The following is a 23,803-nucleotide window of genomic DNA, read 5'->3' as shown; positions in this document are numbered from 1 at the left end:
CTTGCTGGGAGACAGGATGACCGCGGACACGCTCGCCTGCTTACTCGAACGCAGGGCCGCCGACGACCGTCCTGGCCTGCTGTTCGAAGACGCCACGTGGACGTGGCGCGAGGTCGTCGCGGCCTGTCGCGCGCGTGCCGCCGCGCTGTCGGGGGTCGGGCACGTAGGCGTCCTGTGCGACAACGTCCCCGATCTGATCTTCCTCATCGGCGCCGCGGCGCTGGGCGGGCCCGTGGTCGTCGCGCTCAACACCACCAGGTCGGGGGAGGAACTGGCCAGGGACGCCCGCGCCACCGACGTCGGCCTCGTCCTCTGGGATGCCCCGTACGGCCCGGCCGCCGCGTCCCTCGGCCTCCCCACCATGCCGCTCGGCGACCTGGCGCATGGCGCCCCGCCGGTCGCAGGACCCACGGAAGCGGGTACGGCCTGCCGTACGCTCGCTCCCGACGAGCTGGTGATGCTGATCTTCACCTCGGGCACCTCGGGCGCCCCCAGGGCGGTGCGGATCACCCAGCGGAAGATCGCGATCCCCGGTCTCAGCCTCGGCGCGATGCTCACCCCCGACGACGTCGTCTACTGCTCGATGCCGCTCTTCCACTCCGGCGCGCTCATGGCCGCCTTCGCCCCCGCCGTCGCCTCGGGCGCCGCGCTGGCCGTGCGCAGAAGGTTCTCCGCCTCGAACCTGCTGCCCGACGTCCGCCGGCACGGCTGCACCTACCTGCACTACGTCGGCAAGGCGCTCTCCTACGTCCTCGCCACGCCCCCGCGGCAGGACGACGCCGACAACCCGCTGCGGATCGCGTTCGGCAACGAGGGCAGCGCGACCGCCACCCGGCGCTTCGGCGAGCGCTTCGGCTGCCACGTGATCGACGCGTTCGGCTCCACGGAGAGCGCCGTGTCGATCACGCCCGACCCCGCGGGCCCGCCCGGCGCGCTCGGCAGGCTCCCCGACGGCATCGAGATCAGGAACCCGGGCACCGGCGAGCGCTGCGTCCCCGCGGTCATGGTGGACGGCAGGCCCGCCAATCCCGACGAGGCGATCGGCGAGCTGGTCAACGTGGCGGGCCTCGGCCTGTTCGACGGCTACTACAACGACCGGGCCGCCGACGTCGAGCGGGTCAGGCAGGGCGCGTACTGGTCGGGTGACCTCGCCTACGCCGACGCGCAGGGGTATGTGTACTTCGCCGGCAGGGGGACCGATCGGCTGCGCGTCGACGGCGAGAACCTGGCCGTCGCGCCGATCGAGGCGGTCCTGCGCGAGTTCGACGGCGTGGTGGAGGCCGCGGTGTACCCGGTGCCCGACGCGGCGGCCGGCGACCAGGTGATGGCGGCGCTCGTGCTCGACGGGCCGTTCGACCCCGCCGCCTTCGCGGCGTTCACCGCGGCACTCGGCGCCAAGGCCGTGCCCCGCTACGTCCGGCTCTGCGAGGAACTGCCGCAGACGCCGTCCCACAAGATCCTCAAACGGGTCCTGGCCAAGGAGGCCTGGCGCACCGCCGAGCCCGTCTGGTGGCGTCCCCCCGCACGGGACCCGACGGGTTTCAGGAGGTTGACCGAGAAGGACATCAGCGTGATCGAGGACGAGTTCGCCCGGCACGGCCGCACGCACCTACTGGAGAGCTGAGTGGATTTCACCCTGGACGAGACCCAACAGGACCTGCGCACCCTCACCGCCGACCTCCTGGCCAAGGACCCCACCTGGCCCGCCATGGAGCAGGCGGGCCTGGCCGCCATCTGCACCCCCGAGGAGGGGCTGGGCGCGGTGGAGATGGCCGTCGTCCTGCGCGAGGTCGGCGCGGCGGCGGTCGACGTGCCCGCGCTGCCCGTCCTCGCCGCCACCCTCGCCATGGCCGCGTACGGCAGGCAGGTCGAAGGCCTGCCCACCGTCGCCGTCAAGGGCATGAGCGCTCCCTACGCCCAGCAGGCCACGCACGTCCTCTACGCCACCGACGAGGGCCTGTTCCTCACCGACGACTTCGCGGTCACCCCCGAGTTCACCTCCACGGGGGAGCCCTCGGGCACGATCATGCCTGGCCGGAGCGAGAGACTCGCCGGCCCAGGCCACGACCTGCGGAAGATCGTCACCGTCGCCGTGGCCGCGCAGGCCGGCGGCGTCCTCGCCGGAGCGCTGAAGCTCACCACCGACTACATCAAGACCCGCAAGCAGTTCGGCCGCCCGCTCGCCGAGTTCCAGGCAGTCACCATGCAGATCGCCGACGTGTACATCGCTTCGCGCGCGCTCGACGTCGCGATGTGGTCGGCCGCGTGGGGCATGGACGGCGACGACGCGGCCATCGCGGGCTTCCACGTCTCCGAGGCGTTCAAGGCGCTGTTCACCTGCCAGCACCTGCACGGCGGCCTCGGCCTCGACGTCACCTATCCCCTGCATCGCTACTTCGGGCACGCCAAGCACCTGTCCCACCTGCTCGGCGGCGCCGACGCCCAGCTCGACCTGATCGGAGCGCACCTCTGATGCTGATCGGCCTGACCCCTGAGCAGCGCGAACTCCGCGACGAGCTGCGCGCGTATTTCCACGCCTGCCTCAGCGCCGAGGACCGCAAGAAGATCGCCGAGGACCCGTTCGGCGACGCGTACATGGAGCACTGCCGCAGGCTCGGCAGGGACGGCAAGCTCGGGCTCGGCTGGCCCAAGGAGTACGGCGGAGCCGGATACGGCCCCCTGGAGCAGCAGATCTTCGCCAACGAGATCGCCAGGGCGGGCGTGCCGTACCCGATCATCACGCTGCAGACCGTCGGCCCCACCCTCATGCAGTACGGCACGCCCAAGCAGAAGGACTTCTTCCTGCCGCGCATCCTCGCGGGCGAGTGCCACTTCGCCATCGGGTACAGCGAGCCCGAGGCGGGCACCGACCTGGCCTCGCTGCGCACGACGGCAGTGAAGGACGGCGACCACTACATCGTCAACGGCCAGAAGGTCTTCACCAGCGGCGCGCACTACGCCCAGTACATCTGGATGGCCGCGCGCACCAACCCCGAGGCCAAGAAGCACAAGGGCATCACGATGATGATCGTGGACTGCGCCGACCCCGGGTTCTCCTGGACGCCGATCGTCACCATGGACGGCCGCCACCACACCAACGCCACCTACTACCAGGACGTCAGGGTCCCCGAGGACATGGTCGTCGGCGAGGTGGACAAGGGCTGGGACCTGATCGTCAACCAGCTCAACCACGAGCGCGTCACGCTCGGGCCGGCCGGCAACCTGGCCCAGACCTACGACCGCTTCCTGGCCTGGGCCCGCGCCAACGACCTGCTCGAGGTCCAGGACGTGCGGCGCGCGATCGCCAGGATCTACGCCTACTACCGCACGAACGAGCTGCTCAACTGGCAGGTCGCGGCCAACATGGATCTCGGCTGGCTGGGCGCGCCCGACGCCTCCGCCACCAAGATCTACGGCTCCGAGCGGATGCAGGAGATCGGCAGGATCGTCTGCGACGTCCTGGCCAGGTACGGCGACCCCGCCGACCCCGAGACCGCCCAGCTCATGGAGCGCGTGGACCACGGGGTGAAGGGCGCGGTCGTGCTCACCTTCGGCGGCGGCGTCAACGAGGTGCAGCGCGAGCTGATCGCCATGCTGGGCCTGTCGCTGCCGAGGCCGCCCCGATGAGCGTCCACGAGGAGCTCATGGAGCTCGCGAGCAAGCAGGTCGCGCTCGGCGAGGTGGATGGCGCGCCCGCGCCCGACGCGGTCAACGAGCCGATGATCAGGCACTGGCTCGACGCCATGGGTGACACCAACCCTGTTTACCTGGCCGACGGGGTGGCGCCGCCCGCGATGGCCCAGGTGTGGACGATGCAGGGGCTCGGCCCCCGGCAGCCGTCGCCGATCGACGAGGTCATGGTGGCGCTCAACGACGCCGGCTACACCGGGGTCGTCGCCACCAACTGCGACCACACCTACCACCGCTACCTGCGGGTGGGCGAGCGGGTCACCGCCACGACCCGCTTCACCGAGCTGAAGGGCCCCAAGACCACGGCGCTCGGCGAGGGCTACTTCGCGACCTGGAACGTCACCTGGTACGCGAGGGGCGAGGCGGTCGCCGAGATGCTCTTCAGGGTCCTGAAATTCCGGCCCAAGCCCAAGAAGAAGCCGTATCCGCTGAAACCGGCCATCAATCAGGACACCGCCTTCTTCTGGGAGGGCGTGAAACAGGGCGAGTTGCGCATCCAGCGCTGCGGCGACTGTGGCGAGCTCAGGCACCCGCCGGGACCGCTGTGCCCGTCGTGCCGGTCGGCCAACCGCGACTTCGTGGTGGCGAGCGGAGAGGGCACCGTCTACAGCTTCGTCGTCCACCACCACCCGCCCGTTCCGGGAAGGGAGACGCCCTTTGTGGTGGGTGTGGTGGAGCTGCAGGAAGGGGTGAGGATTGTGGGCAACATCGTGGACTGTCCGGTTGAAGACGTGGGTATCGGTATGGAGTTGCGCGTGACCTACGTCTCTATAGACGATGAATTGACCCTTCCTCTGTGGGCACCGCGGGAGCCGTGATGCGTACGCTGACCGAAGGACAGGCCGAGATCGGTTCGGTCCTCCCCGAGCTGTCTATCGACCTCACTCCCACGCTGATCGTCTCCACGGCGCTGGCGACCATGGACTTCACCCCCGTCCACCACGACGTCGAGGGCGCCCGCGCGCAGGGCTCCAAGGACATCTTCCTCAACATCCTCACCACGATGGGGCTGGTCGAGCGGTACGTTACCGACTGGATCGGGCCTGAGGCCGTGATCAAGCGGATCAACGTCAAGCTCGGCGTGCCCGCCTACGCGGGCGACCGGCTCTCGTTCACCGGTACGGTCGTCGAGATCGAGGACGGCGAGTACACGGTCGAGGTGCGCGGCAAGGTGAGCCTCGGCGACCACGCCACCGCCACTGTCGCCTTCCGGCTGCCCGACTCGGGTACGGCGCGGCCGCGGGAGGGCGCGTGAGGTCGCGGGCGGCGATCGCGGGCATCGGGGCCACGGAGTTCAGCAAGGAGTCAGGGCGCTCGGAGTTACGGCTGGCAGCCGAGGCCGTGCTCGCCGCGCTCGACGACGCGGGGCTGACGCCGTCCGACGTGGACGGCATGGTCACCTACACCCAGGACACCAACCAGGAGATCGCCGTCGCCCGCGAGGTCGGCATCGGTGATCTCACCTTCTTCTCCCGCGTCCACTATGGGGGCGGAGCGGCGTGCGGCACCGTCATGCACGCGGCGATGGCGGTCGCGACGGGCGCGGCGGAGACCGTGGTGTGCTACCGGGCCTTCAACGAGCGGTCGGGGCGCAGGTTCGGGCAGCCCGACGCCAGGGTGGGCGGGGAGCCGTCCTCCCAGGGGCTCGAGATGAGCTGGCACGTGCCGTACGGGCTGATGACCCCCGCGGCGTGGGTCGCGATGTTCGCGCGCAGGTACATGCACGTGTCAGGGACCACTTCCGAGGACTTCGGCAGGGTGGCGGTGGCGATGCGCAGACACGCGGCCACCAACCCCGCGGCGTGGTTCCACGGCAGGCCGATCACGCTGGAGGAGCACCAGGCGTCGCGGTGGATCGTGGAGCCGTTACACCTGCTCGACTGCTGCCAGGAGAGCGACGGCGCGGTGGCGGTCGTCGTCACCTCGGCCGAGCGGGCCCGTGACCTGCGGCGCTCGCCCGCCGTGATCGCCGCGGCGGCGCAGGGCTCGGCCGCGGGCCAGATGATGATGACCAGCTACTACCGCGACGACATGACCGGGCTTCCCGAGATGTCAGTGGTTGGCACGAAATTGTGGGAAATGTCGGGCCTGGCGCCGGCCGACATCCAGACCGCGATCCTCTACGACCACTTCACGCCCTTCGTTCTCAACCAGCTGGAGGAGCTCGGCTTCTGCGGCAGGGGAGAGGCCAAGGAGTACGTCAAGGACGGCGGCATCGAGCTCGACGGGCATCTGCCGGTCAATCCGCACGGCGGCCAGCTCGGCGAGGCCTACATCCACGGCATGAACGGCATCGCCGAGGCCGTCCGCCAGATCAGGGGCACCTCGGTGAACCAGGTGCCGGGCGTGAGCAACGTGCTGGTCACCGCGGGGACGGGCGTGCCGACCAGCGGGCTGATCCTCACCGGCGACGCCTGACCGGGTGGCGGCGGCCCGTCGGCCGCCGCCATCACGGACCTACATCGGGATCCAGAAGAACACCAGCATCGCGATCGCCACGCACACCACGAAGCCGATCAGCTCCCAGGCCCAGTCGTGGTGACGCGTGCGCCGCTTGCCCTTCTTCTTGCTCGTGGCCGTCTTGGCCGCCGCCTTCTTCGGCGCGGGCTTCCTCGGAGCCTTCGGTACGGCAGGCCGTACCGGCTCGGCGGGTGCGGGCGGGGCCGCCGCCTCCTCCTTCACCGGGGGAGCGACCTCCTCCGGCGCGGGAGGCAGGACATAGACGGGCTCCTTCGCCGGCTTGCGTGGCACGAACAGGCTGGCGGGCTCCTTGCGCGGCTCACCCTTGTGCACGAGCAGGTCGGCGAGCGCCGTCCGGTCGCGGGCGCGCATCGGCACGTCCACCGGGTCGGCGGTCACGTTCACCGGGTCGGCGGCCACCTCGGGTGGAGGCGGCGTCGCGGTCCACGTGTCGTCCAGGATGTCGCCGCCGGCCAGGGCCTTGGGCGGCTCGGCGGTCGTGGTGGGCTTGCTGAAGGCGTCCCACGTCGGCGGCGCGTCGAGCACGTCGGCCGGGGTGGGCGCCGACAGCATGGGAGCACGCGCGGTCAGCGTGTCGCGCAGCTTGGGCATCGGCGCCGTCGCCGCCTCGTGGGGCGAGACGCGCGACGAGTCCGGCGGGGTGAGCAGCTCGGTCGGGAAGAGCCCCGTGCTGGTGGCCGGATCGGTGTCGCCGAGCGGGACGGGCCAGACGGGGGTCGTCGGCCACATCGGCTTGACGAACAGCGAGCCCGTCCTGGGTGCGGGAGCCGTGCTCGATGGGTCGGGACGGGGACCGAGCAGGCGCACCCTGACGGAGGCGGGCGGCGGACGCCACGGCAGGCGGCCGAGCACGTCACGCAGCGGCGCCACGCCCAGCGCGCCGTACACCTCCGCCACCGGCTGGGCCGGTCGGGGGCCCGCGGCGGCCAGCGAGGACAGCAGCGACTGGCGGAAGCGGAGCGCGGCGTTCTGGATCAGCTCGACGGCGGTGTCCCTGGCCACGTCGAGCACCCAGGCCAGCTCGGCGTCGGTGAGGCCGATGACGATGGAGAGCACGAGCACTTCGCGCTGGTGCGGGCGAAGATCGCGCAGGACGCGCTCGACCAGTGCGGTGGCGGGGTCGACCAGGGGATCGATGACAGGAGGCGCGTAGACGATGTCGCGGCGGAAGATCTCCCGCCGCGCGAGCGCGTACAGCGCGGCACGCGGCGGCTCCACGGAAGGCACGCTGGACAGGACGGCGTCCAGCGCGTCGGAGGCGGAGCCCGGGTCACCGAGCTGGTCCGCGCAGTAAGCGAACAGCCCGGCGGCGTGACGGTCGTAGAGCTCGGCGATCAGATCCTCGCGAGATCGCTGATCGGTGAGCGGGTGGGTCACGGGGCCGAATTCCTCTGAAAGAAAAGTGAACGCTGGGGATGAGGGGGCGGCTTCGGAGTGTTGCAGGCAATCATGCCGGTTACCGAGGCGGAATGCACCCTTGGATACCCATTTGATAGTCGCGTGAAGCGTTTCACCTGGGGGGCAGCGGGACACGAGGGGGTCGCTCGCCGTAGTCTGTCGCCCAGAGATCATGGGGCGGGCCGCGGCCCCGCCGGTCGAGCGAGAGGTCGCGCATGATCACATTTGACGCTGTCACCAAGCGGTATCCCGACGGCTTCGTGGCCGTCGACAACCTGTCCCTTGAAGCGGAGACCGGACGGATCACCGTCCTGGTCGGCCCTTCGGGATGCGGCAAGACCACGACGCTCCGGATGATCAACAGGATGATCGACGCCAGCGAGGGGCAGATCCTGCTCGACGGCGCCGACGTCAAGAAGATCGATCCCCCGACACTGCGGCGCGGCATCGGCTATGTCATCCAGCAGGCTGGCCTGTTCCCGCACCGCAAGATCGTCGACAACGTGGCGACCGTGCCGTACCTGCTGGGCTGGGACAAGAAGAAGGCACGTGACCGGGCCATGGAGCTGCTGGAGCGGGTCGGGCTCGATCCCAAGCTGGCCCAGCGCTACCCCTTCCAGCTCTCCGGCGGCCAGCAGCAGCGCGTGGGCGTGGCCCGCGCGCTGGCCGCCGACCCTCCCGTGCTGCTCATGGACGAGCCGTTCAGCGCGGTCGACCCCATCGTCCGTACCTCGCTACAGGACGAGCTGCTCAGGCTGCAGTCGGAGCTGAACAAGACCATCGTCTTCGTCACCCACGACATCGACGAGGCGATCAAGCTCGGCGACCGGGTGGCCGTGCTGCGCGTCGGCGGCAAGCTGGCCCAGTTCGCCGCGCCCAAGACGCTGCTGTCGGAGCCCGCCGACGACTTCGTGCGCGAGTTCCTCGGCAAGGACCGCGGCATCAGGCGGCTGTCGTTCGTCTCCACCGAGCACCTGCGGCTGCGCACGGACCTGGTCGTCTCCTCCTCTTCACCGGGTACGGCCGCCGCGTCCGACGGCCTGCTCATGGTCGTCTCCGAGGACGGCAGGCCGGTCGGCTGGCAGGGGCGGGACGAGCCGTTCGGAACCTACGTCCACGGCAAGGACTCCCTGCGCGCGGCGCTCGACGCCGCCCTGCTGTCACCGTCGGGGCAGGCGGTGGCCGTCGATGCCGAGGGCAAGGTCGTGGGCATCGCGACCAGGGAAGCGCTCGACGAAGCGCTGGCGGAGGCCGCCGATGGATGACGACGGCCAGCCGCTGTTCAGGTGGAGCTGGGTCGAGAGCAACTGGAACTCGGACTCGCCGAACAGCATCGTCAACCTCCTCCAGGCGCACGTCGTGATGTCCCTGGTGCCCGTCCTGCTCGGGCTGCTCGTCGCGGTGCCGCTCGGGCTCGCGTGCGTGCGCTGGCGCTTCCTCTACCAGCCCACGGCGGGCATCATGAACGTGATCTACGCGCTGCCGTCGCTGCCGCTGTTCATGTTGCTGATCCCGGAGACGGGGCTCACCCAGCTGACCGTGATCATCCCGCTGACCTTCTACGCGCTCGCCGTGCTGGTCCCGGCCGTCGTCGACGGCTTGGGGGCGGTGCCCGACCACGTCAGGCAGTCGGCGGTGGCCATGGGTTTCACGCCCCTGCGCCGCCTGGTCCAGGTCGAGCTGCCGATCGCGGTGCCCGTCGTGCTCGCGGGGCTGCGCGTGGTCACCGTCTCCAGCATCAGCCTGGTCAGCGTCGGCGCGCTCATCGGGCAGGGCGGGCTCGGCAACCTGTTCACCGACGCCTTCCAGCGTGACTTCTACACCCCCGCCATCGCCGGCATCGTGCTCATCGTGCTGCTGGCCCTGGTCGGCGACGGCATCGTGCTGACCGCGCAACGACTGCTCACGCCGTGGGTGCGGGCCAGGAGGGCGTCGTGAACTGGCTCATCGACTTCTTCACCGATCCCGCCAACTGGTCGGGGTCCGGCGCCATCCCCGTGCGGCTGCTCGAACACCTGGGCTTCTCCGCGGCGGCGCTCGTGCTCGCCGCGCTCATCGGGATCCCGCTCGGCCTGCTGGTCGGGCACACGGGACGCGGCTCGGTCATCGTGGTCGTCAGCGCCAACCTGGCCAGGGCGCTTCCCACGCTCGGTCTGCTGGTGCTGATCGTCCTGCTGCTCGGCACCGCCTCGATCTGGCCGGTGCTGATCCCGCTGGTGGCGCTGGCCGTACCGCCGATCCTCGTCAACACCTTCGAGGGCATCAGGGGAGTCGACCCCGAGCTGCGCGACGCCGCCTACGGGATGGGGTTGCGCGGGCCGCAGGTGCTGTTCAAGGTGCTCGTGCCGGTGGCGCTGCCGCTCATCATGCTCGGGCTGCGGCTGGCGGCCGTCCAGGTCGTGGCGACGGCCGCGGTGGCCGCCTACGTCGGGCTCGGCGGGCTCGGACGTTACATCATCGACGGATTGGCGACACAGGACTACGAGAGCGTGGTGGGCGGGTCTGTACTGATCGTCGCCTTCGCTCTCGCCGTACAGGGGCTGTTCACGCTCGCGCAGAGGGTGACGGTGTCCCCGGGGGTGAGCCGGCGACTGCGGGTTCGATAATCTCTCCAATACCCCCCGTTTAGAAGGGAAATAAGCATGAGGCGTATATTCGGCACCGCGGCGGTGCTGCTCTCGGCGATGCTCACCCTGTCCGCCTGTGGTGGCGGCGGCAGCAGCGGCGGAAACCCGCTGGACACCACCTCCGCCAGCGCGGCCCCGTCAGGGAGCGCGCCCGCGTCCGGCGGGGGAACGGCGATCGTGGGCTCGTTCAACTTCCCCGAGAGCGTTCTGCTGGGCTCCATCTACGCCCAGGCGCTCAAGGCCAAGGGTGTGAACGTCACGGAGAAGCCGAACATCGGCAGCCGCGAGGTCATCTACAGCCAGGTCAAGAGCGGCGGGCTGACCATCCTGCCCGAGTACAACGGCGCGCTGCTGTTCTTCGTCGACCCCAAGTCGACCGCGGCGTCGATGGAGCAGGTCAACGGTGAGCTCAAGAGCAAGCTGCCCGCCGAGCTCGAGATCCTCGACTCCTCGCCCGCGCAGGACAACGACTCGCTGACGGTCACCAAGGCCACGGCCGACCAGTACAAGCTGACCAGCATCGAGGACCTCGCCAAGGTGTCCAAGAACATGGCGGTCGGCGGTCCGCCCGAGTTCAAGAAGCGTCGCGAGCAGCAGTTCAAGGACGTCTACGGCCTGGAGTTCAAGGAGTGGAAGCCCACGGGTGACACCACGGCCGACGCGATCAAGGACGGGACCGTGCAGGCGGGCAACGTCTTCACGACCGACCCGAAGATCATCATCAACAACATGGTGTCGCTGAAGGACCCCAAGAACGTCTTCAGCGCCCAGAACGTGACGCCGCTGGTGAACAAGGCGGCGACGAACGACACGATCAAGACCACGCTGAACGCGGTGTCGGCCAAGCTGACCACGGAGACCCTGACGCAGATGATGCAGAAGATCTCGGTGGACAAGGACGACCCGGCGACGGTGGCAAAGGACTGGCTGACCACGAACGGCCTCCTGTAGCCCTTTCCCCCGGTGAACGGCATGGCCGTTCACCGGGGTAGAGCGCGGTCCTCGCCTGCGGCTCGGGCAGCGCTCTTCATGGGCATCCCCCCGAAACCCCAGGGCACCCGCAGCGGCACCCGTACATTGAGCTGCTTCAAGCAGGCGGTGCTGGTGATCCGCTGGTTGCTCGACGCCACCCGGGTGCGGCAGTTGGCGGCCGCGAGCAGTGCGGGGTCCAGGGGCTTGACCGGCTGCGGATTGGTGATCGATATGTGCCAGAGTGGTCGGGTGAGCGAGTTCACCGAGGCGATGGCCCAGCTCGCGGCGGGGGTCGCCGTGATAACCGTACGGGATGGCAGGGACGACGTGGGCGTCACCGTGTCCGCCCTGATGTCCGTCTCCGTCGAGCCGCCGCTCGTGCTCGCCAGCCTGGCCAGCCGCGGCTACCTCGCCGAGGTGCTCCTCAGGCAGGACCGCTGGGCCGCGTCGCTGCTGTCGGCGGATCAGGCCGCCATCGCCAGCAGGTTCGCCACGTCGGGCCGTCCGAGCGCCCGCCATCTGGTCGCCGGGGCCCCGCATCACCGCGGCCCGTGCAGCGAGGCGCTCGTCGTCGACGGCGGGGTGGCCGCGCTGGAGGCGGAGACGTCGCAGGTGGTGCCGGCGGGCGATCATACCCTCTTCGTGGCGAGGGTGCTCGCGGTCGACTACGTCAACCCGACCCCCCTTCCTCTCGTACGGCTCCGCGGGCGCTATCGGTCGGTGTAGGCGGCTGGGTCCCGAGAGAGCGGGCGTGTAACATGCACGTGCATAGATCTCGGGATGGAGGCGCGGATGACCGAGCGTAGGTTCCTGTTCGTTTTGGGCAGTGCCCGGCCGGGTGGCAACACCGAAACCCTGGCCAGGGCGGCGGCCGAGCACCTTCCCGAGGGGGCCGAGCAACGCTGGCTGAACCTGGACGACCTTCCGCTGACGCCGTTCCGCGACATCAGGCACGCGGGCGAGGGCGTCTACCCGGTGCCCGAGGGCAACGAGCGCGTACTGCTGGAGGCCACGCTCGACGCCACCGACCTGGTGATCGCCTCGCCGCTCTACTGGTACACCGTTTCGGCGACGACCAAGCTTTACCTCGACTACTGGTCGGGGTGGATGCGCGTGCCCGGGGTCGACTTCAAGCGCCGCATGGCCGACAAGACGACGTGGGCGATCAGCGCGGTCAGCGAGGACGACATGGTGGTGGCCGACCCGATGGTGGGGACGTTGCGGCTGTGCGCGGAGTACTTCGGCGGGCGCTGGGGCGGCGCGCTGCTGGGCTTCGCGAACCGTCCTGGCGAGATGACGACCGACCACGACGCGCTGACCAGGGCCAAATCCTTCTTCGTCACCCCGCCGACCACCGACTGACCGATACGCGGCCTCGTCCAGGAAGGCCCCCTGCTCAGGGTCTCAGGCGAACCGGCAGCGAAAGCGACGACCGGCATGCGGCTCGGCCGCGAATACCGGCACGGCCCGCGCCGGCGGGGCCGTGGCCGCCGCCGATCCTTCAGCCCGGGTCAGGGTAGCGAGGCGGGGAGCCCGAAGGGCGCGAAGTGCTCGGGGCCGATGAACGTGGTGATCTCGGCGATCCGCTCGCCACGCAGGGTCAGCACGGTGATCGACCAGCTGAGGTACGCGCCGGCCTCGTCCTTCCACAGGTAGAAGCCCACGGCGGGCTGGCCGTTCGCGCTGGTCGGAAGGTGCCTCCAGGAGCCGCACGCGGTCAGCGGGACCTTCACGGCGAAGTCGATGACGTTCTCGAGGCCGTGGTACCAGTGCGCGAGCGGAGGCATCGACCAGGTGACGTCCTCGGTGAGCAGCGCGACCAGGGCGTCGGCGTCGCCGCGTTCCAGCGCGGCGGAGTATCCGGCGACGATCTCGCGCAGGCGCGCGTCGCCGATCTCCCGCAGCGTCCGCTGCTGGGTGGGGGAGGGGATCTTCTCGGCCACGATCGAGCGGGCACGCTGCAGGGCACTGTTCACCGACGCGGTCGAGGTGTCCATCATGGTGGCGATCTCGGCGGCGGAGAAGCCCAGAACCTCGAAGAGCAGCAGCGCCGCCCGCTGGTTGCCCGGCAGGTGTTGAAGGGCCGCGACGAAGGCGAGCTCGACGGCTTCGCGCTGCTCGTAGCGCGCGTCCGGGCCGGCAGGGGCGCCGGTGAGGCCCCTATCGGGGTACGGGCCCAGCCAGGCGACGTCGGTGAGCGGGGCGGCCGACAACGACGCGGTCGCTGGACGGGCCGAGGTCGACGGGCAGGGCCCGCTTGCCGCGGGCCTCGACGATGTCCAGGCAGGTACGGGTGGCCACGGTGTAGAGCCACGAGCGCAGCGAGCCGCGCCCCTCGAAACGCGCGAGCCCCCGCCACGCCCGCAGCAGAGCGTCCTGCAGGGCGTCGTCGGCGTCGTGGGTGGAGCCGAGCATGCGGTAGCAGTGGGCGTGCAGGTCCCTGCGCAGCGGCTCCACGAGGCGGGTGAACGCGTGGCCGTCGCCGTCGCGCGCCCGGGCCAGGTCCGGGTCCGGGTCCGGGTCCACGGCACCCTCCACTGCCGTGTCCGCGGTCGGCGAAGAAATGTCGCTCACGAGCGATGATTCTGCCCTACGGCGGGAGTCTCCCTTTCGACCGAGCAATGACCGCCCCGCCAGGAGGACTCCCATGACGCCGACCGGACACCACCCCGCGCCCGCGTGGTTCGACATCTCCACCCCCGACGCCCCGCGAGCCCGACGCTTTTACCAGGAGATGTTCGGCTGGCGGATGAACGTTCTCGACGAGACCTACACGCTGGTGGCCGGGGAAGGCGGCCGGCCGGCGGGCGGGATCGGCCAGGCCGGGCCCGGCAGCCCGTACACGGGGATCGTCGCGTATTTCCCGGTCGACGACGTCGACGCCGCGCTCCAGCGGGCCGAGGAACTCGGCGGGAGCCGGACGCTGGACCCGACGAGCGTGCCGGGGCAGGGGCGGATCGCCGTGTTCACCGATCCCGACGGCAACGCCGTGGGCCTGTTGGGCCCCTGACCTCCCGGCCCGCCGGACGCCGACCACCTGACCCCTCCGTCGCGGACGCGCGAGAGGTCATGACCGACGACAGGAGACAGACGAGCATGACCGGAACAGATCCGAAAGCAGATCTTCACCACTACCTTCAGGACGCCCGCGCAACCCTGCTGTGGAAGCTGGACGGGCTCTCGGAGTACGACATCCGCCGCCCGCTGACGCCGACCGGCACCAACCTGCTGGGCTTGGTCAAGCATCTGACCGGCGTCGAGGTGGGGTACCTGGGATACGTGTTCGGCCGCCACTTCGACGAACCGGTGCCCTGGATCGGTCCCGATGTGGAAGCAAACGTGGACATGTGGGCCACACCTGAGCAGTCCCGCGAGTACATCGTCGGGCTGTACCAGCGGGCGTGGGCCCACTCGGACGCCACGATCAAGACGCTGGAACTGGACGCGGTCGGCCACGTGGTGTGGTGGCCCGAGGAGCACCGCGAGGCGACGCTGCACCGAGTCATGGTCCACGTGATCGCCGAGACCCACCGGCACGCCGGGCACTCCGACATCGTCAGAGAATTGATCGACGGCGCCACCGGACTGCGGGAGGGCGACGACTTCATGCCACAGGGCGACCAGTCGTGGTGGGAGCACCATCGCAACGAACTGGCGCGCGTGGCGCGGCAGGTCAGCCAGAACTGAACCACCCGGCTGTCGCCTGCGCAGGGGACGGTCACCCGATGGGGCGCACCAGCAGCCGGGCGACGACCGTGTCCTCCTCGGCGATCAACTGCTGCGCCTCCGCCCCGAACTCCCCGAAGTGCGGGCGAGGCGGGGTCCGCGGCTTGGCTGGCGGGGCTGGACGAGGAGGAGTATCCGCTGCTGGTTCGCGCGGCCCGCACCGGTGAAGGCACCGACGACGGCGAGCGGTTCGCCTTCGCGGTGGAGGCTCTGCTGGCCGGCTTCGCCATCAGCGCGGCCACGTGCGGGGCGACGGGAGTGCGGTCTTCATAGGGGACCGGCAGGTGGGTTGTGGTGCCGGTCCTGATGGGGAACAGCTGTCGGGCCGTGCGGACGGTGGCGGCTTGGGGCCGCCGCCGGCCGTACGGGCGAACGGTGGTGGTTCTCGCTGGGGCGGCCGGCGGTCGTGCGGACGGGTCAGCGGATGACGAACTCTCCCGGCAGCAGGAGCGGGCCGTATGCGGGGAGGCCCAGCTCGCCCGCGAGCCGCGCGAACGGCCCCCACGCCTCCAGCCGCACCCTGGTCAGCGCCGCCGCCTTGTCCTCGCTGGACTCGGCCCCGCGCAGCCGCTCCAGCGGATGCACCCGGGGGTAGGTCCGCACCGGCGAGTCCGACGCCAGGCCCGCACGCTTGCGCGCCATCCCCAGCGCGTCCTCGAGCCCGCCGAGTTCGTCCACGAGGCCGTGCTCGCGCGCGTCGGCGCCGGTCCACACGCGTCCGCGGGCCAGCTCGTGGGCCCGCTCCCTGGTCAGGTGGCGACCGTCGGCCACCTTGCCCACGAAGTCGTCGTAGATGCGGTCGAGCCAGGCGTTGACCCTGTCCCACTCCTCGGGCGAGAACGGCCGGATGGAGGAGAACATCGCCGCCTTCGCGCCCTGCGTGATCAGGTCGGTGGTCACCCCGGCCTTCTCCAGCAGCCCGCCGAGGACCGCCTTGCCGCCGAACACGCCGATGGACCCGGTCAGCGTGCCGGGCTGGGCGACGATGACGTCGGCGGCCATCGAGACGAAGTACCCGCCTGACGCGGCCACGTCCCCCATCGACACGATGACCGGCTTGACCTTGCGGGTGAGGACGATCTCGCGCCACACCGCGTCGGAGGCCACGTAGGAGCCGCCGGGGCTGTCGACCCTGAACACCACGGCCTTGACGTGATCGTCCTTGCGCGCGGACCTGATCGCCGCGCTGATGGTGTCGGAGCCCATGGCGCCGCCGCCACCGAGCGGGCTGCGTCCGCTGCGGCCGAGCTTGATCATGCCGTGGCCGTGAACGAGCGCGACGCTGTCGGCGGTCGGGTGGGGAAGCTTGCGGATGGAGAGTGCGCGCGCGTACCTGGAGACGTACTGCAGGTGGGCGTCGGCGCCCGCGGCCTGCTTGACCTCCTCGTACACCTCGTCGCGGTAGGCGAGCCTGTCCACGAGCCCGGCCTCGACCGCCTCGGCGCCGATGAAGGGACCCTTGTCGATCAGCTCGCTGACCTTGGTGGGGTCGAGCCTGCGCCCTTCCGCCACGCCCGCGACGACCTGCTCGATGATCGACTCGGCGAGCCTGCCGTAGGACTCCTTGTGGGCCTCGGTCATGTGGTCTTCGGTGAAGGTGTTGGCGGCGGTCTTGTACTCGTGGCGCTTGCCGACCTCGTAGCCGATGCCGAGCTTGTCCAGCGTGCCCTTGAGGAAGCGCTGCTCGAGCGCGATGCCGGTGAGCCCGACGTCGCCGCTGGGCTGGAGGTAGACGCGTTCGAAGGCGCTGGCCAGGTAGTAGGGGATCGTGCCCTGGCCGAACTCGCCGAACGTCTCGCCGAAGGCGACGGTCAGCTTGCCCGACGCGCGGAAGTGGACGACGGCCTGGCGCAGCTCCTGGACCATCGCGAGGCCGAGCGGAGCGCCGCCGATCTTGACGATGAGCGCCTTGACGCGGGCGTCGTCCCTGGCGCGCTTCAGGCCGGACAGCACGTCGGACAGGCGCGGCCTGCGCATGGAGAGGATCGCGGCGAGCGGGTCCGTGGGCGGGCCGTCGGTCAGCCCCTCGGTGAGATCCAGTTCGAGGATGAGCGGCGCGGTGCGCCGCTGCCTGAACCGGTCAACGCTGTCAACGATCACCTTGGTCGCGTCCATAAATGTCACCCTAAGCGACGACCCTGCGCCCGCGAGCGCCCCCATCCCCTCCATCTCGCACAGCCGACCAATCCGGCACTTCCCACACCCCATCGGCCCCGCGATCCAGTGATCCCGTGGTCCAAGGGTCCCGTTGGGTCCTGTGGGTCTCCTGGGTCCTGTGGGTTCCGTAGGTCTCGTGGGTCCCGTGGGCCGGAGGTCCTGCAGTCCGAGGGCCATGCGTCCCGTGGTCGCGTGGGTCCCGGGAGCTCGTGATCCGGGGGCCCGCCGCCGAGGGCCCATCTCGTACGGCAAGCCGGTCCGGCGCCTCCGTGGTCACCCGGTCCAGTCCGTCGAAGGCGCGCCGCCCAGCAGGACACCGCTCCCCGCCGTCACGGCGCCCCTCAGGCGGCGGTGCCCTCAGGCGGCGGTGCCCTCAGGGGAAGCGCTTGACGAAGGCCGGGGCCGGCACTGCGGTGCCCGCCCTCACGGCGTCCGGTGAAACCGCCCGTGACGGCGGCCCGCCCCGCGCACCCGGTGAAGCGTGTCCCTGGACAGAGGCCAGCCCCGCACCCACGGTGGCGCGTGACCCCGCCTGCCGTATGGACGCCGAGGAACGGGCCGCCGTGAGAACCCGCGGCGGCGAACGACCCCGCTTGCCGTACTGACGCCGAGGAACGGGCGGGGCGCCGGAATGTCGTGCGACAGGAAAGGCCACGCCCGTGAGGAATGGGCGTGGCCTTTGAGGGGTGTGGCGGTCAGGCGGCGGTGCAGGTCAGTGTGGCGGGCGGGTTGTTGGCCCCGCCGCGCGGCAGCTTCCCGTTGAAGCCGAACTGGGTCGTCGCGTTCACGGCGAGCTTCCCGTTCCACCTGGCGTTCGTCACGGTGACGTCAGCACCGTTCTGGGTGTACGTGCCCTGCCAGAGGGTCTGCACCTTCTGGCCGTCGGGGAAGGTCCAGCTCACCTTCCAGCTCTTGCTGGGCAGGCTGCCGGTGTTCTTGACGGTGACGTTCGCCTGGAATCCGCCGGGCCACGTGGCGCGGTTGGTGTAGGTCGCGGCGCACTCGACGTGCGGCAGGGCCTTGTACACGTCCAGGCGCGGGGTGGTGATCTGCTTGCCCGCGCTGGTGTAGGTGATCGGCTTGCCCGCCGCCTTGAGCTTGGCGAGGACCTCGTCGACCGTGGCGGTGGGCAGCTTCTCCCTCATCAGCGCGAAGGCGCCGGCGACGTGCGGGGCGGCCATCGAGGTGCCGCCGAAGCCCGCGTACTTGTTGTCGGGGACGGAGGAGAAGATCGGCCAGCCGGGCGCGAAGAGGTCGAGCATCTCGCCGCGGTTGCTGAAGGAGGAGATGTCGTCGGTGTGGGTGCCGACCTGGGGGTACTCGACGTCGGTCGAGCCGACGGTGACGACGCTGGAGACGCAGGCGGGCCAGGAGACCGACGCCTCGTGTCCCTCGTTGCCCGCGGCGACGACGGTGGCGACGCCCTGGGCGAGCAGTTCGTCGGTGCGGGCCTTGAAGTCGGCGCCGTCACCGGTGTCGCAGGCGGCGTCGTACTTGCCGCCGCCGAGGCTGAGGTTCACCGAGACGATGTTGTACTGCTTGGCGATCGTGTTGACGTAGGCCATCCCGGTGAGGATGGAGGAGTCGTAGGCCAGCGCGCACGGGGTGTTTTCGGCGCCGCCGCAGTACTCGGTGTTGGCGAACCTGCTGAACACCTGCACGGGCACGATGGTCGCGCCGGGGGCGACGCCGTCGGAGGGCTCGCGCTGCGTGGGGTGCGACTTGCCCGCGACGATGCCGGCGACGTGGGAGCCGTGGGCGCAGATCCCGAAGGCGGCGTCGGAGGGCGGGACGTTCTTCATGCACGCGTCGGTGGTGGCGTTGGCCGCGCCCGCGCCGAGCTGGAAGGGCGCGCCGCTCGGGCACAGGGAGGTGGCGGTGTCGGCCGCGTTCTCGGCGGAGAAGCACGCCTCGGCGGCGATGCGGCCGCCGAAGAACGGGTGGTCGCCGTCGATGCCGGTGTCGAGGACGGCGACCGCCTTGCCCGCGCCGGTCACGCCGGCGGCGTGGGCCTTGTCGGCGCCGATGATGGCGGTGCTCCTGACCAGGTTCGGCGAGTTGAGGTGGTCCTCCCTGATGGAGACGACGTTGGCCTGACCGGCGATCTTCTTGAACTCGTCGACGGTGCCTTCGTAGACGAAGAAGTCCAGCCGTCCGGCGAGCGCCTCGGGGGTGGGGGCGACGTTGTCGACGCTGGGGGCGACCGCCTCGGCCGTCGCGGCGAGGGACTTGGCCTGCGCGGGGCTCTGCACCTGGACGATCGCCCGGTGGGTGCCACTGAGCCTGACCGCGGGGTCGATCTTCGTGATGGGGTCGTCCGCGGCGGCTTGCGCGGGGGCTTGGATGAGCCCGGCAGAAACGGCGGCGAGGGTGGCCGCAGTAGCCAGGAGAGACCGCAGTCTCACTGTGCCTCCGAGGGGGGTGATCCAATTTGTGAAGTTTGAGTGTACAGATGTGACATTTGTTGTCAGAAGAGAGACGATATGTCTTTTGGGTAACGTGGTGAAGGCCGGCCCCGTTACACGGGACCGGCCTGCCGGGCTACTTGCCGAGGGAGGTGGCGGCCTTCTTCAGCGCGGCGCTCGAGGTGGAGCCGAGCCTGACCTTCTCCGCCGCGTCGACCTTCTCCAGGGTCGAGGTCGCGCCGTGCGCCCAGTTGAGCCAGGCCGTCAGCAGCGCCCCGTCGAGAGTGGCCCGCGCGCCCTTCGACGTCTTCAGCACCCTGTAGGCCTTGCCGAGCGACGAGGCCTTGGTCAGCTCGGGGAAGACCTTGCTCGTCTTGTGGGCCAGCTTCAGGTAGCAGGTGAGGGTCTCGTCCGAGAGCTGTCCCGTGCCGCGGTAGAGCTCCACCGCCCACTGCTTGGCGGTCATCGGGGTGCCTGCCGTACCGCGGGTGCACACGGCGGCGGGCGCGGCGGGAGGCGTCGCGGTGACGGTCACCGTCACCGTGATGGTCGGCAGCGGGATGGGGGTCGGGGCGGGAGTGTCGGCGGGATCGTCGAGGTCGCCTGACTGCGGGTTCTCGTCCGAGGGCGCGGGCGAGGGCCCGCTCACCGAGGGTGCGGGGGCGGGAGCGCTCTGGGTGGCGGTGGGCTGCGGCGCGGCCCCCGTCGTGGCGGCCGCGAGATCCAGGCGCGGGGTGATCACCTGGGCGCCGTTCACCTGGTAGGAGAACGGCCTGCCGGTGGCCTTCAGCTTGTCGACCAGCGCGCCGATCGCCTGGTCGGGGAAGGCCGCCTTCAGTACGGCCAGCGCCCCCGCCACGTGCGGGGCAGCCATCGAGGTGCCGCTGTGGGTCGCCATCACGTCGTCCGGCACCGACGACTCGATCTCGACGCCCGGCGCGAACAGGTCGAGCAGCGGTCCCGTGTTGGAGAAGTCGGCGATCTGGTCGTTGTTGTCGCTGGCTCCGACGGCGACGGCCGTGGAGACGCACGCGGGGAACGACGTTCCCGCGAAGTACTCGTTGCCGGCCGCGACGACGGTCGCGACGCCCTTGGACAGCAGGTCGTCGATCTTCGGCTTGAAGACCTGGCCCTCCTCGCTGCTGTCGCACGAGGTGTCGGACAGGCGGCCGCCGAGGCTGAGGTTCAGCGCCGCGATGGGCGTGGAGGGGGCGAGCGAGGCGACGTGGTCCATGGCCAGGCGCAGCGACGACTCGAAGGCCATCAGGCAGGCCGCGGCGCCGCACGTGTCCTCGTCGTTGACCCTGCTGAACACCTGGACGGCGACGATGCCCGCTCCGGGGGCGACTCCGCCGCTCCCCGCCGCGATGCCCGCGACGTGGGTGCCATGCTCGCAGAGGTTCTCGCTGCCGAGCAGGCACTTGGCGTACTCGGCGTCGGCGGCGCCCGTGCCGATCATCTGGCTCTGGCCGTTCGGGCACAGCGACTCGACGCCGTCGTACTCGGTGGAGGAGAAGCACGCCTCGGCGACGATCCGGTTGCCGAAGAAGGGGTGGTCGCGGTCGATGCCGGTGTCGAGGATCGCGACGGCCTGTCCCGTGCCCGTCGCGCCGCCGGCGTGGACCTTGTCGGCGCCGATCACGGGGAGGCTGGAGATGGCGGCGGGCGGGTAGGCGCGGTCGCGGTGGATGGAGGCGACCCGCGGGTCCTCGGCCAGCGCGGCGAGCTCCTGCGCGGTGCCCTCGACGACGATGAACGGCTGGGCGGCCGGCTGGAGCACCACCTGGGCTTCCTCGGCCGCGGCCTGCGCGGCGACGGGCGCGGTCTGCGCGGCGTCCGTGAGCTCGACGATGACCCTGGCGGTGCCCTCGGTGACGGCTAAGCCCTCTTCGAGCTTCTCCTCGGCGCCCGTGGAGGTGGGCGACGGTGTCGGCGTGGCGGGAGGTTCACCTGCGCCGGCGGGAGCGGCGGGAAGTAATGCCAGCAGGACCGAGCACACGATCAGGCGTCGAAATCGCACACGTCCTCCGAGGGGTGATGATCTCGGAGTGTAGAGAGCTTTGTCCGGATATCCCAGAGGACGTAGGCGTTTCTCAGTAAATGTTCATCGTCACACGCTCTCCTCCGGGAGCTCGGACGGCGTGTGCTTCAGCCAGATCGCGCCCAGCGGTGGCACCCGCAGCGTCGTCGAGTACGGCAGGCCGTGGTGCGACTCCTCGAACGCCTCCACCGAACCGAGGTTGCCCACCCCGCTGCCCCAGTAGTCGAAGGCGTCGGTGTTGAGCAGTTCCTCCCAGTGCCCGCCGTGCGGCAGGCCGAGCCTGAAGTCCTCGTGCGCGCTCCCGCTGAAGTTGACCACGCACGCCACCGCGGACCCGTCCACCCCCCGCCGGAGGAAGGAGAAGACGTTGCCTGGCGCGTCGTCGGCGTCGATCCACCTGAACCCGTCAGGCGTGGTGTCCTGCTCCCACAGGGCGGGCGTCTGCCGGTAGATGGCGTTGAGGTCGCGGACCAGCTTCTGCACCCCGCGATGCCCGTCGAAGTCGAGCACCCACCAGTCGAGCCCCCGCTCCTCCGACCACTCCGACCCCTGGCCGAACTCGCCGCCCATGAACAGCAGCTGCTTGCCCGGATGCGCCCACATGAACGCGAACAGCGCACGCAGCTGCGCGAACCGCTGCCACTCGTCGCCAGGCATCTTGCCCAGCAGCGAGCCCTTCCCGTGGACGACCTCGTCGTGGGAGAGGGGGAGGACGAAGTTCTCGCTGTAGGCGTACATCAGCGAGAACGTCATCTGGTGGTGGTGGTACTGCCGGAAGATCGGCTCGTGGCGCAGGTAGGCGAGGGTGTCGTGCATCCAGCCCATGTTCCACTTGAACCCGAACCCGAGCCCGCCCAGGTGCAGGGGGCGCGAGACACCGGGCCACGCGGTCGACTCCTCGGCGATCGTTGTGATGCCGGGCGCCTCCCTGTAGCAGACGGAGTTCATCTCCTTCAGGAACTCCACCGCGTCGAGGTTCTCGCGCCCGCCGTAGACGTTCGGCGTCCACTCGCCTTCGCGCCTGGAGTAGTCGAGGTAGAGCATCGAGGCGACCGCGTCGACCCGCAGCCCGTCGATGTGGAACTCCTTCATCCAGTAGAGCGCGTTGGCCACGAGGAAGTTGCGCACCTCGTTGCGGCCGAAGTCGAAGACGTAGGTGCCCCAGTCGGGGTGCTCGCCGCGGGCCGGGTCGGCGTGCTCGTAGAGAGGCGTGCCGTCGAAGCGGGCCAGGGCCCATTCGTCCATCGGGAAGTGTGCGGGCACCCAGTCGAGCAGGACGCCGATGCCGCGCTGGTGCAGCTCGTCGACGAGGTGGCGGAACTCGTCAGGGGTGCCGAAGCGGGAGGTCGGCGCGTAGTAGGAGGTCACCTGGTAGCCCCACGAGCCGCCGAACGGGTGCTCGGCCACCGGCAGGAACTCCACGTGCGTGAATCCCATGTCCTGCACGTAGTCGGCCAGCTGCGTGGCCAGCTCCATGTAGCCGAGCCCCGGCCGCCACGAACCGAGGTGCACCTCGTAGGTGCTCATCGGCTGCTTCTGCGCCGCCGTGGTCTCGCGCTCGGTCATCCAGTCGGCGTCGCCCCACACGTAGTCGGACCGCTCGACCACCGACGCGGTCTGCGGCGGCACCTCGGTTCTGCGCGCCATCGGGTCGGCCTTGTCGCGCCAGAGCCCGTCGGCGCCGAGGATCTGGAACTTGTACCGTTCGCCGACGTCCACGCCGGGCACGAACAGCTCCCACACGCCGGACCTGCCGAGCGAGCGCATCGGATGGGCCACGCCGTCCCAGTGGTTGAAGTCGCCGACCACCCTGATGCCGCGCGCGTTGGGCGCCCAGACGGAGAACGCGGTGCCGTCGACGTCCTCGTGGTGCATCGTCCGCGCGCCGAGAGCCTCCCACAGCCGCTCGTGCCTGCCCTCGCCGACCAGGTGCAGGTCGACCTCACCGAGGGTGGGCCAGTGCCGGTAGGGGTCGCGCATCTCGTACGGCTCGCCGCCGCTGTAGCGCACCCGCAGGCGGTAGTCGGGGACCTTGTCCAGGCCCGGCACCGTCGTCTCGAACACGCCGTGAGCGACATGCTTCATCGGCCGCGCCTCGTCGTCGAAGATCACCTCGACCTCTTCGGCAAGCGGGCGCAGCGTCCTGAACGTGACCCCGTCCTGGCCCAGGTGCGCTCCGAGAATCGAATGCGGGTCGTGGTGCGCCCCGCCCGCGAGACGGTCGAGCTCTGTCCTCATCGGCATGCCCCTTACCCTGCCCTACAGCGACCTTCCAACCCATGCCCTTGCCCGCTCTCACCATGCGA

The 23,803-nt window shown here is 70.3% G+C and carries 20 protein-coding genes and 1 pseudogene; 14 read left to right on the top strand and 7 right to left on the bottom strand.

The genetic code is table 11. The features are described 5' to 3' along the window. Nucleotides 1-16: 16 nt before the first annotated feature. Genes AB0B45_RS25165 through AB0B45_RS25140 form a run of 6 tightly spaced genes read left to right on the top strand, consistent with a single transcriptional unit; the run spans nucleotide 17 to nucleotide 6,108 of the window. Nucleotides 17-1,624 (top strand): AMP-binding protein, encoded by a 1,608-nt coding sequence (locus AB0B45_RS25165; protein ID WP_358134763.1) that lies wholly within the window; start codon nucleotides 17-19, stop codon nucleotides 1,622-1,624. Next, on the top strand, nucleotides 1,625-2,473 hold the full coding sequence (locus AB0B45_RS25160) for an acyl-CoA dehydrogenase family protein (RefSeq protein ID WP_358134760.1): 849 nt from the start codon (nucleotides 1,625-1,627) through the stop codon (nucleotides 2,471-2,473). It begins immediately after the preceding gene. Then, nucleotides 2,473-3,627 carry an acyl-CoA dehydrogenase family protein gene (locus AB0B45_RS25155; RefSeq protein WP_358134757.1) on the top strand — a complete coding sequence of 385 codons (1,155 nt, stop codon included), beginning with the start codon at nucleotides 2,473-2,475 and terminating at the stop codon, nucleotides 3,625-3,627. Before AB0B45_RS25160 ends, AB0B45_RS25155 begins: the two co-directional genes overlap by 1 nt. Then, nucleotides 3,624-4,508: a bifunctional MaoC family dehydratase N-terminal/OB-fold nucleic acid binding domain-containing protein gene (locus tag AB0B45_RS25150; RefSeq protein ID WP_358134754.1), complete on the top strand. Its 885-nt coding sequence runs from the start codon at nucleotides 3,624-3,626 to the stop codon at nucleotides 4,506-4,508. Before AB0B45_RS25155 ends, AB0B45_RS25150 begins: the two co-directional genes overlap by 4 nt. Then, nucleotides 4,508-4,945, top strand: coding sequence for a MaoC family dehydratase (locus tag AB0B45_RS25145; protein WP_358134751.1), 438 nt, complete (start codon nucleotides 4,508-4,510; stop codon nucleotides 4,943-4,945). Before AB0B45_RS25150 ends, AB0B45_RS25145 begins: the two co-directional genes overlap by 1 nt. Continuing rightward, nucleotides 4,942-6,108 (top strand): lipid-transfer protein, encoded by a 1,167-nt coding sequence (locus AB0B45_RS25140; RefSeq protein ID WP_358134748.1) that lies wholly within the window; start codon nucleotides 4,942-4,944, stop codon nucleotides 6,106-6,108. The genes AB0B45_RS25145 and AB0B45_RS25140 overlap by 4 nt, the downstream gene beginning before the upstream one ends. 39 nt (nucleotides 6,109-6,147) lie before the next feature. Here the strand turns inward: AB0B45_RS25140 and AB0B45_RS25135 are convergent, their stop codons facing one another. Continuing rightward, the gene (locus tag AB0B45_RS25135) at nucleotides 6,148-7,548 is read right to left on the bottom strand and encodes a hypothetical protein (RefSeq protein WP_358134745.1); all 1,401 of its coding nucleotides are present in this window, start codon (nucleotides 7,546-7,548) and stop codon (nucleotides 6,148-6,150) included. A 236-nt stretch (nucleotides 7,549-7,784) separates the two neighbouring features. Here AB0B45_RS25135 and AB0B45_RS25130 point away from each other — a divergent pair, with 236 nt between their 5' ends. From AB0B45_RS25130 to AB0B45_RS25105, 6 genes and pseudogenes are all read left to right on the top strand, one after another. Next, entirely contained in the window at nucleotides 7,785-8,834 is a 1,050-nt protein-coding gene (locus AB0B45_RS25130; RefSeq protein ID WP_358134742.1) for an ABC transporter ATP-binding protein, read from the top strand. Beyond that, nucleotides 8,827-9,507, top strand: coding sequence for an ABC transporter permease subunit (locus tag AB0B45_RS25125; RefSeq protein WP_358134740.1), 681 nt, complete (start codon nucleotides 8,827-8,829; stop codon nucleotides 9,505-9,507). The genes AB0B45_RS25130 and AB0B45_RS25125 overlap by 8 nt, the downstream gene beginning before the upstream one ends. Continuing rightward, nucleotides 9,504-10,175, top strand: a complete 672-nt coding sequence (locus AB0B45_RS25120; RefSeq protein ID WP_358134737.1) for an ABC transporter permease subunit — start codon at nucleotides 9,504-9,506, stop codon at nucleotides 10,173-10,175. The genes AB0B45_RS25125 and AB0B45_RS25120 overlap by 4 nt, the downstream gene beginning before the upstream one ends. A 36-nt stretch (nucleotides 10,176-10,211) precedes the next feature. Beyond that, nucleotides 10,212-11,147: an ABC transporter substrate-binding protein gene (locus AB0B45_RS25115; RefSeq protein WP_358134734.1), complete on the top strand. Its 936-nt coding sequence runs from the start codon at nucleotides 10,212-10,214 to the stop codon at nucleotides 11,145-11,147. Between the two features lie 105 nt (nucleotides 11,148-11,252). Then, nucleotides 11,253-11,876, top strand: a pseudogene (locus AB0B45_RS25110) (flavin reductase family protein); the annotation flags it as partial. Between the two features lie 84 nt (nucleotides 11,877-11,960). Beyond that, nucleotides 11,961-12,530: an NAD(P)H-dependent oxidoreductase gene (locus AB0B45_RS25105; protein ID WP_358134732.1), complete on the top strand. Its 570-nt coding sequence runs from the start codon at nucleotides 11,961-11,963 to the stop codon at nucleotides 12,528-12,530. 149 nt (nucleotides 12,531-12,679) lie between these two features. On the opposite strand, the gene AB0B45_RS25100 is transcribed toward AB0B45_RS25105, so the two are convergent. Beyond that, complete coding sequence (locus AB0B45_RS25100) at nucleotides 12,680-13,381, bottom strand: RNA polymerase subunit sigma-70 (RefSeq protein WP_358134729.1); 702 nt, start codon at nucleotides 13,379-13,381, stop codon at nucleotides 12,680-12,682. Continuing rightward, on the bottom strand, nucleotides 13,329-13,742 hold the full coding sequence (locus AB0B45_RS25095; RefSeq protein WP_358134726.1) for a sigma-70 family RNA polymerase sigma factor: 414 nt from the start codon (nucleotides 13,740-13,742) through the stop codon (nucleotides 13,329-13,331). Before AB0B45_RS25095 ends, AB0B45_RS25100 begins: the two co-directional genes overlap by 53 nt. A 73-nt stretch (nucleotides 13,743-13,815) precedes the next feature. Between AB0B45_RS25095 and AB0B45_RS25090 the strand changes: the two genes are divergently transcribed. Continuing rightward, on the top strand, nucleotides 13,816-14,178 hold the full coding sequence (locus AB0B45_RS25090; RefSeq protein WP_358134723.1) for a VOC family protein: 363 nt from the start codon (nucleotides 13,816-13,818) through the stop codon (nucleotides 14,176-14,178). A gap of 86 nt (nucleotides 14,179-14,264) precedes the next feature. Further along, entirely contained in the window at nucleotides 14,265-14,855 is a 591-nt protein-coding gene (locus AB0B45_RS25085; protein WP_358134720.1) for a DinB family protein, read from the top strand. 456 nt (nucleotides 14,856-15,311) lie between these two features. Here the strand turns inward: AB0B45_RS25085 and sppA are convergent, their stop codons facing one another. The 4 genes from sppA to glgB all read right to left on the bottom strand — a co-directional run bounded on the left by sppA (nucleotide 15,312) and on the right by glgB (nucleotide 23,735). After that, a complete protein-coding gene (sppA, locus tag AB0B45_RS25080; protein WP_358134717.1) occupies nucleotides 15,312-17,009 on the bottom strand; it encodes a signal peptide peptidase SppA in 1,698 nt (565 codons plus the stop codon). A 737-nt stretch (nucleotides 17,010-17,746) separates the two neighbouring features. After that, nucleotides 17,747-19,456, bottom strand: coding sequence for a S8 family serine peptidase (locus AB0B45_RS25075; protein WP_358134714.1), 1,710 nt, complete (start codon nucleotides 19,454-19,456; stop codon nucleotides 17,747-17,749). A 136-nt stretch (nucleotides 19,457-19,592) separates the two neighbouring features. Further along, nucleotides 19,593-21,476, bottom strand: coding sequence for a S8 family serine peptidase (locus AB0B45_RS25070; RefSeq protein WP_358134711.1), 1,884 nt, complete (start codon nucleotides 21,474-21,476; stop codon nucleotides 19,593-19,595). 90 nt (nucleotides 21,477-21,566) lie between these two features. Further along, nucleotides 21,567-23,735, bottom strand: coding sequence for a 1,4-alpha-glucan branching protein GlgB (gene glgB, locus AB0B45_RS25065; RefSeq protein ID WP_358134708.1), 2,169 nt, complete (start codon nucleotides 23,733-23,735; stop codon nucleotides 21,567-21,569). Nucleotides 23,736-23,803: the final 68 nt, after the last annotated feature.

Source organism: Nonomuraea sp. NPDC049152 (assembly GCF_040648355.1).
GTDB lineage: Bacteria > Actinomycetota > Actinomycetes > Streptosporangiales > Streptosporangiaceae > Nonomuraea.
Note: the sequence above shows the minus strand (reverse complement) of the source record. Positions and strands in the feature narration are given on the sequence as shown.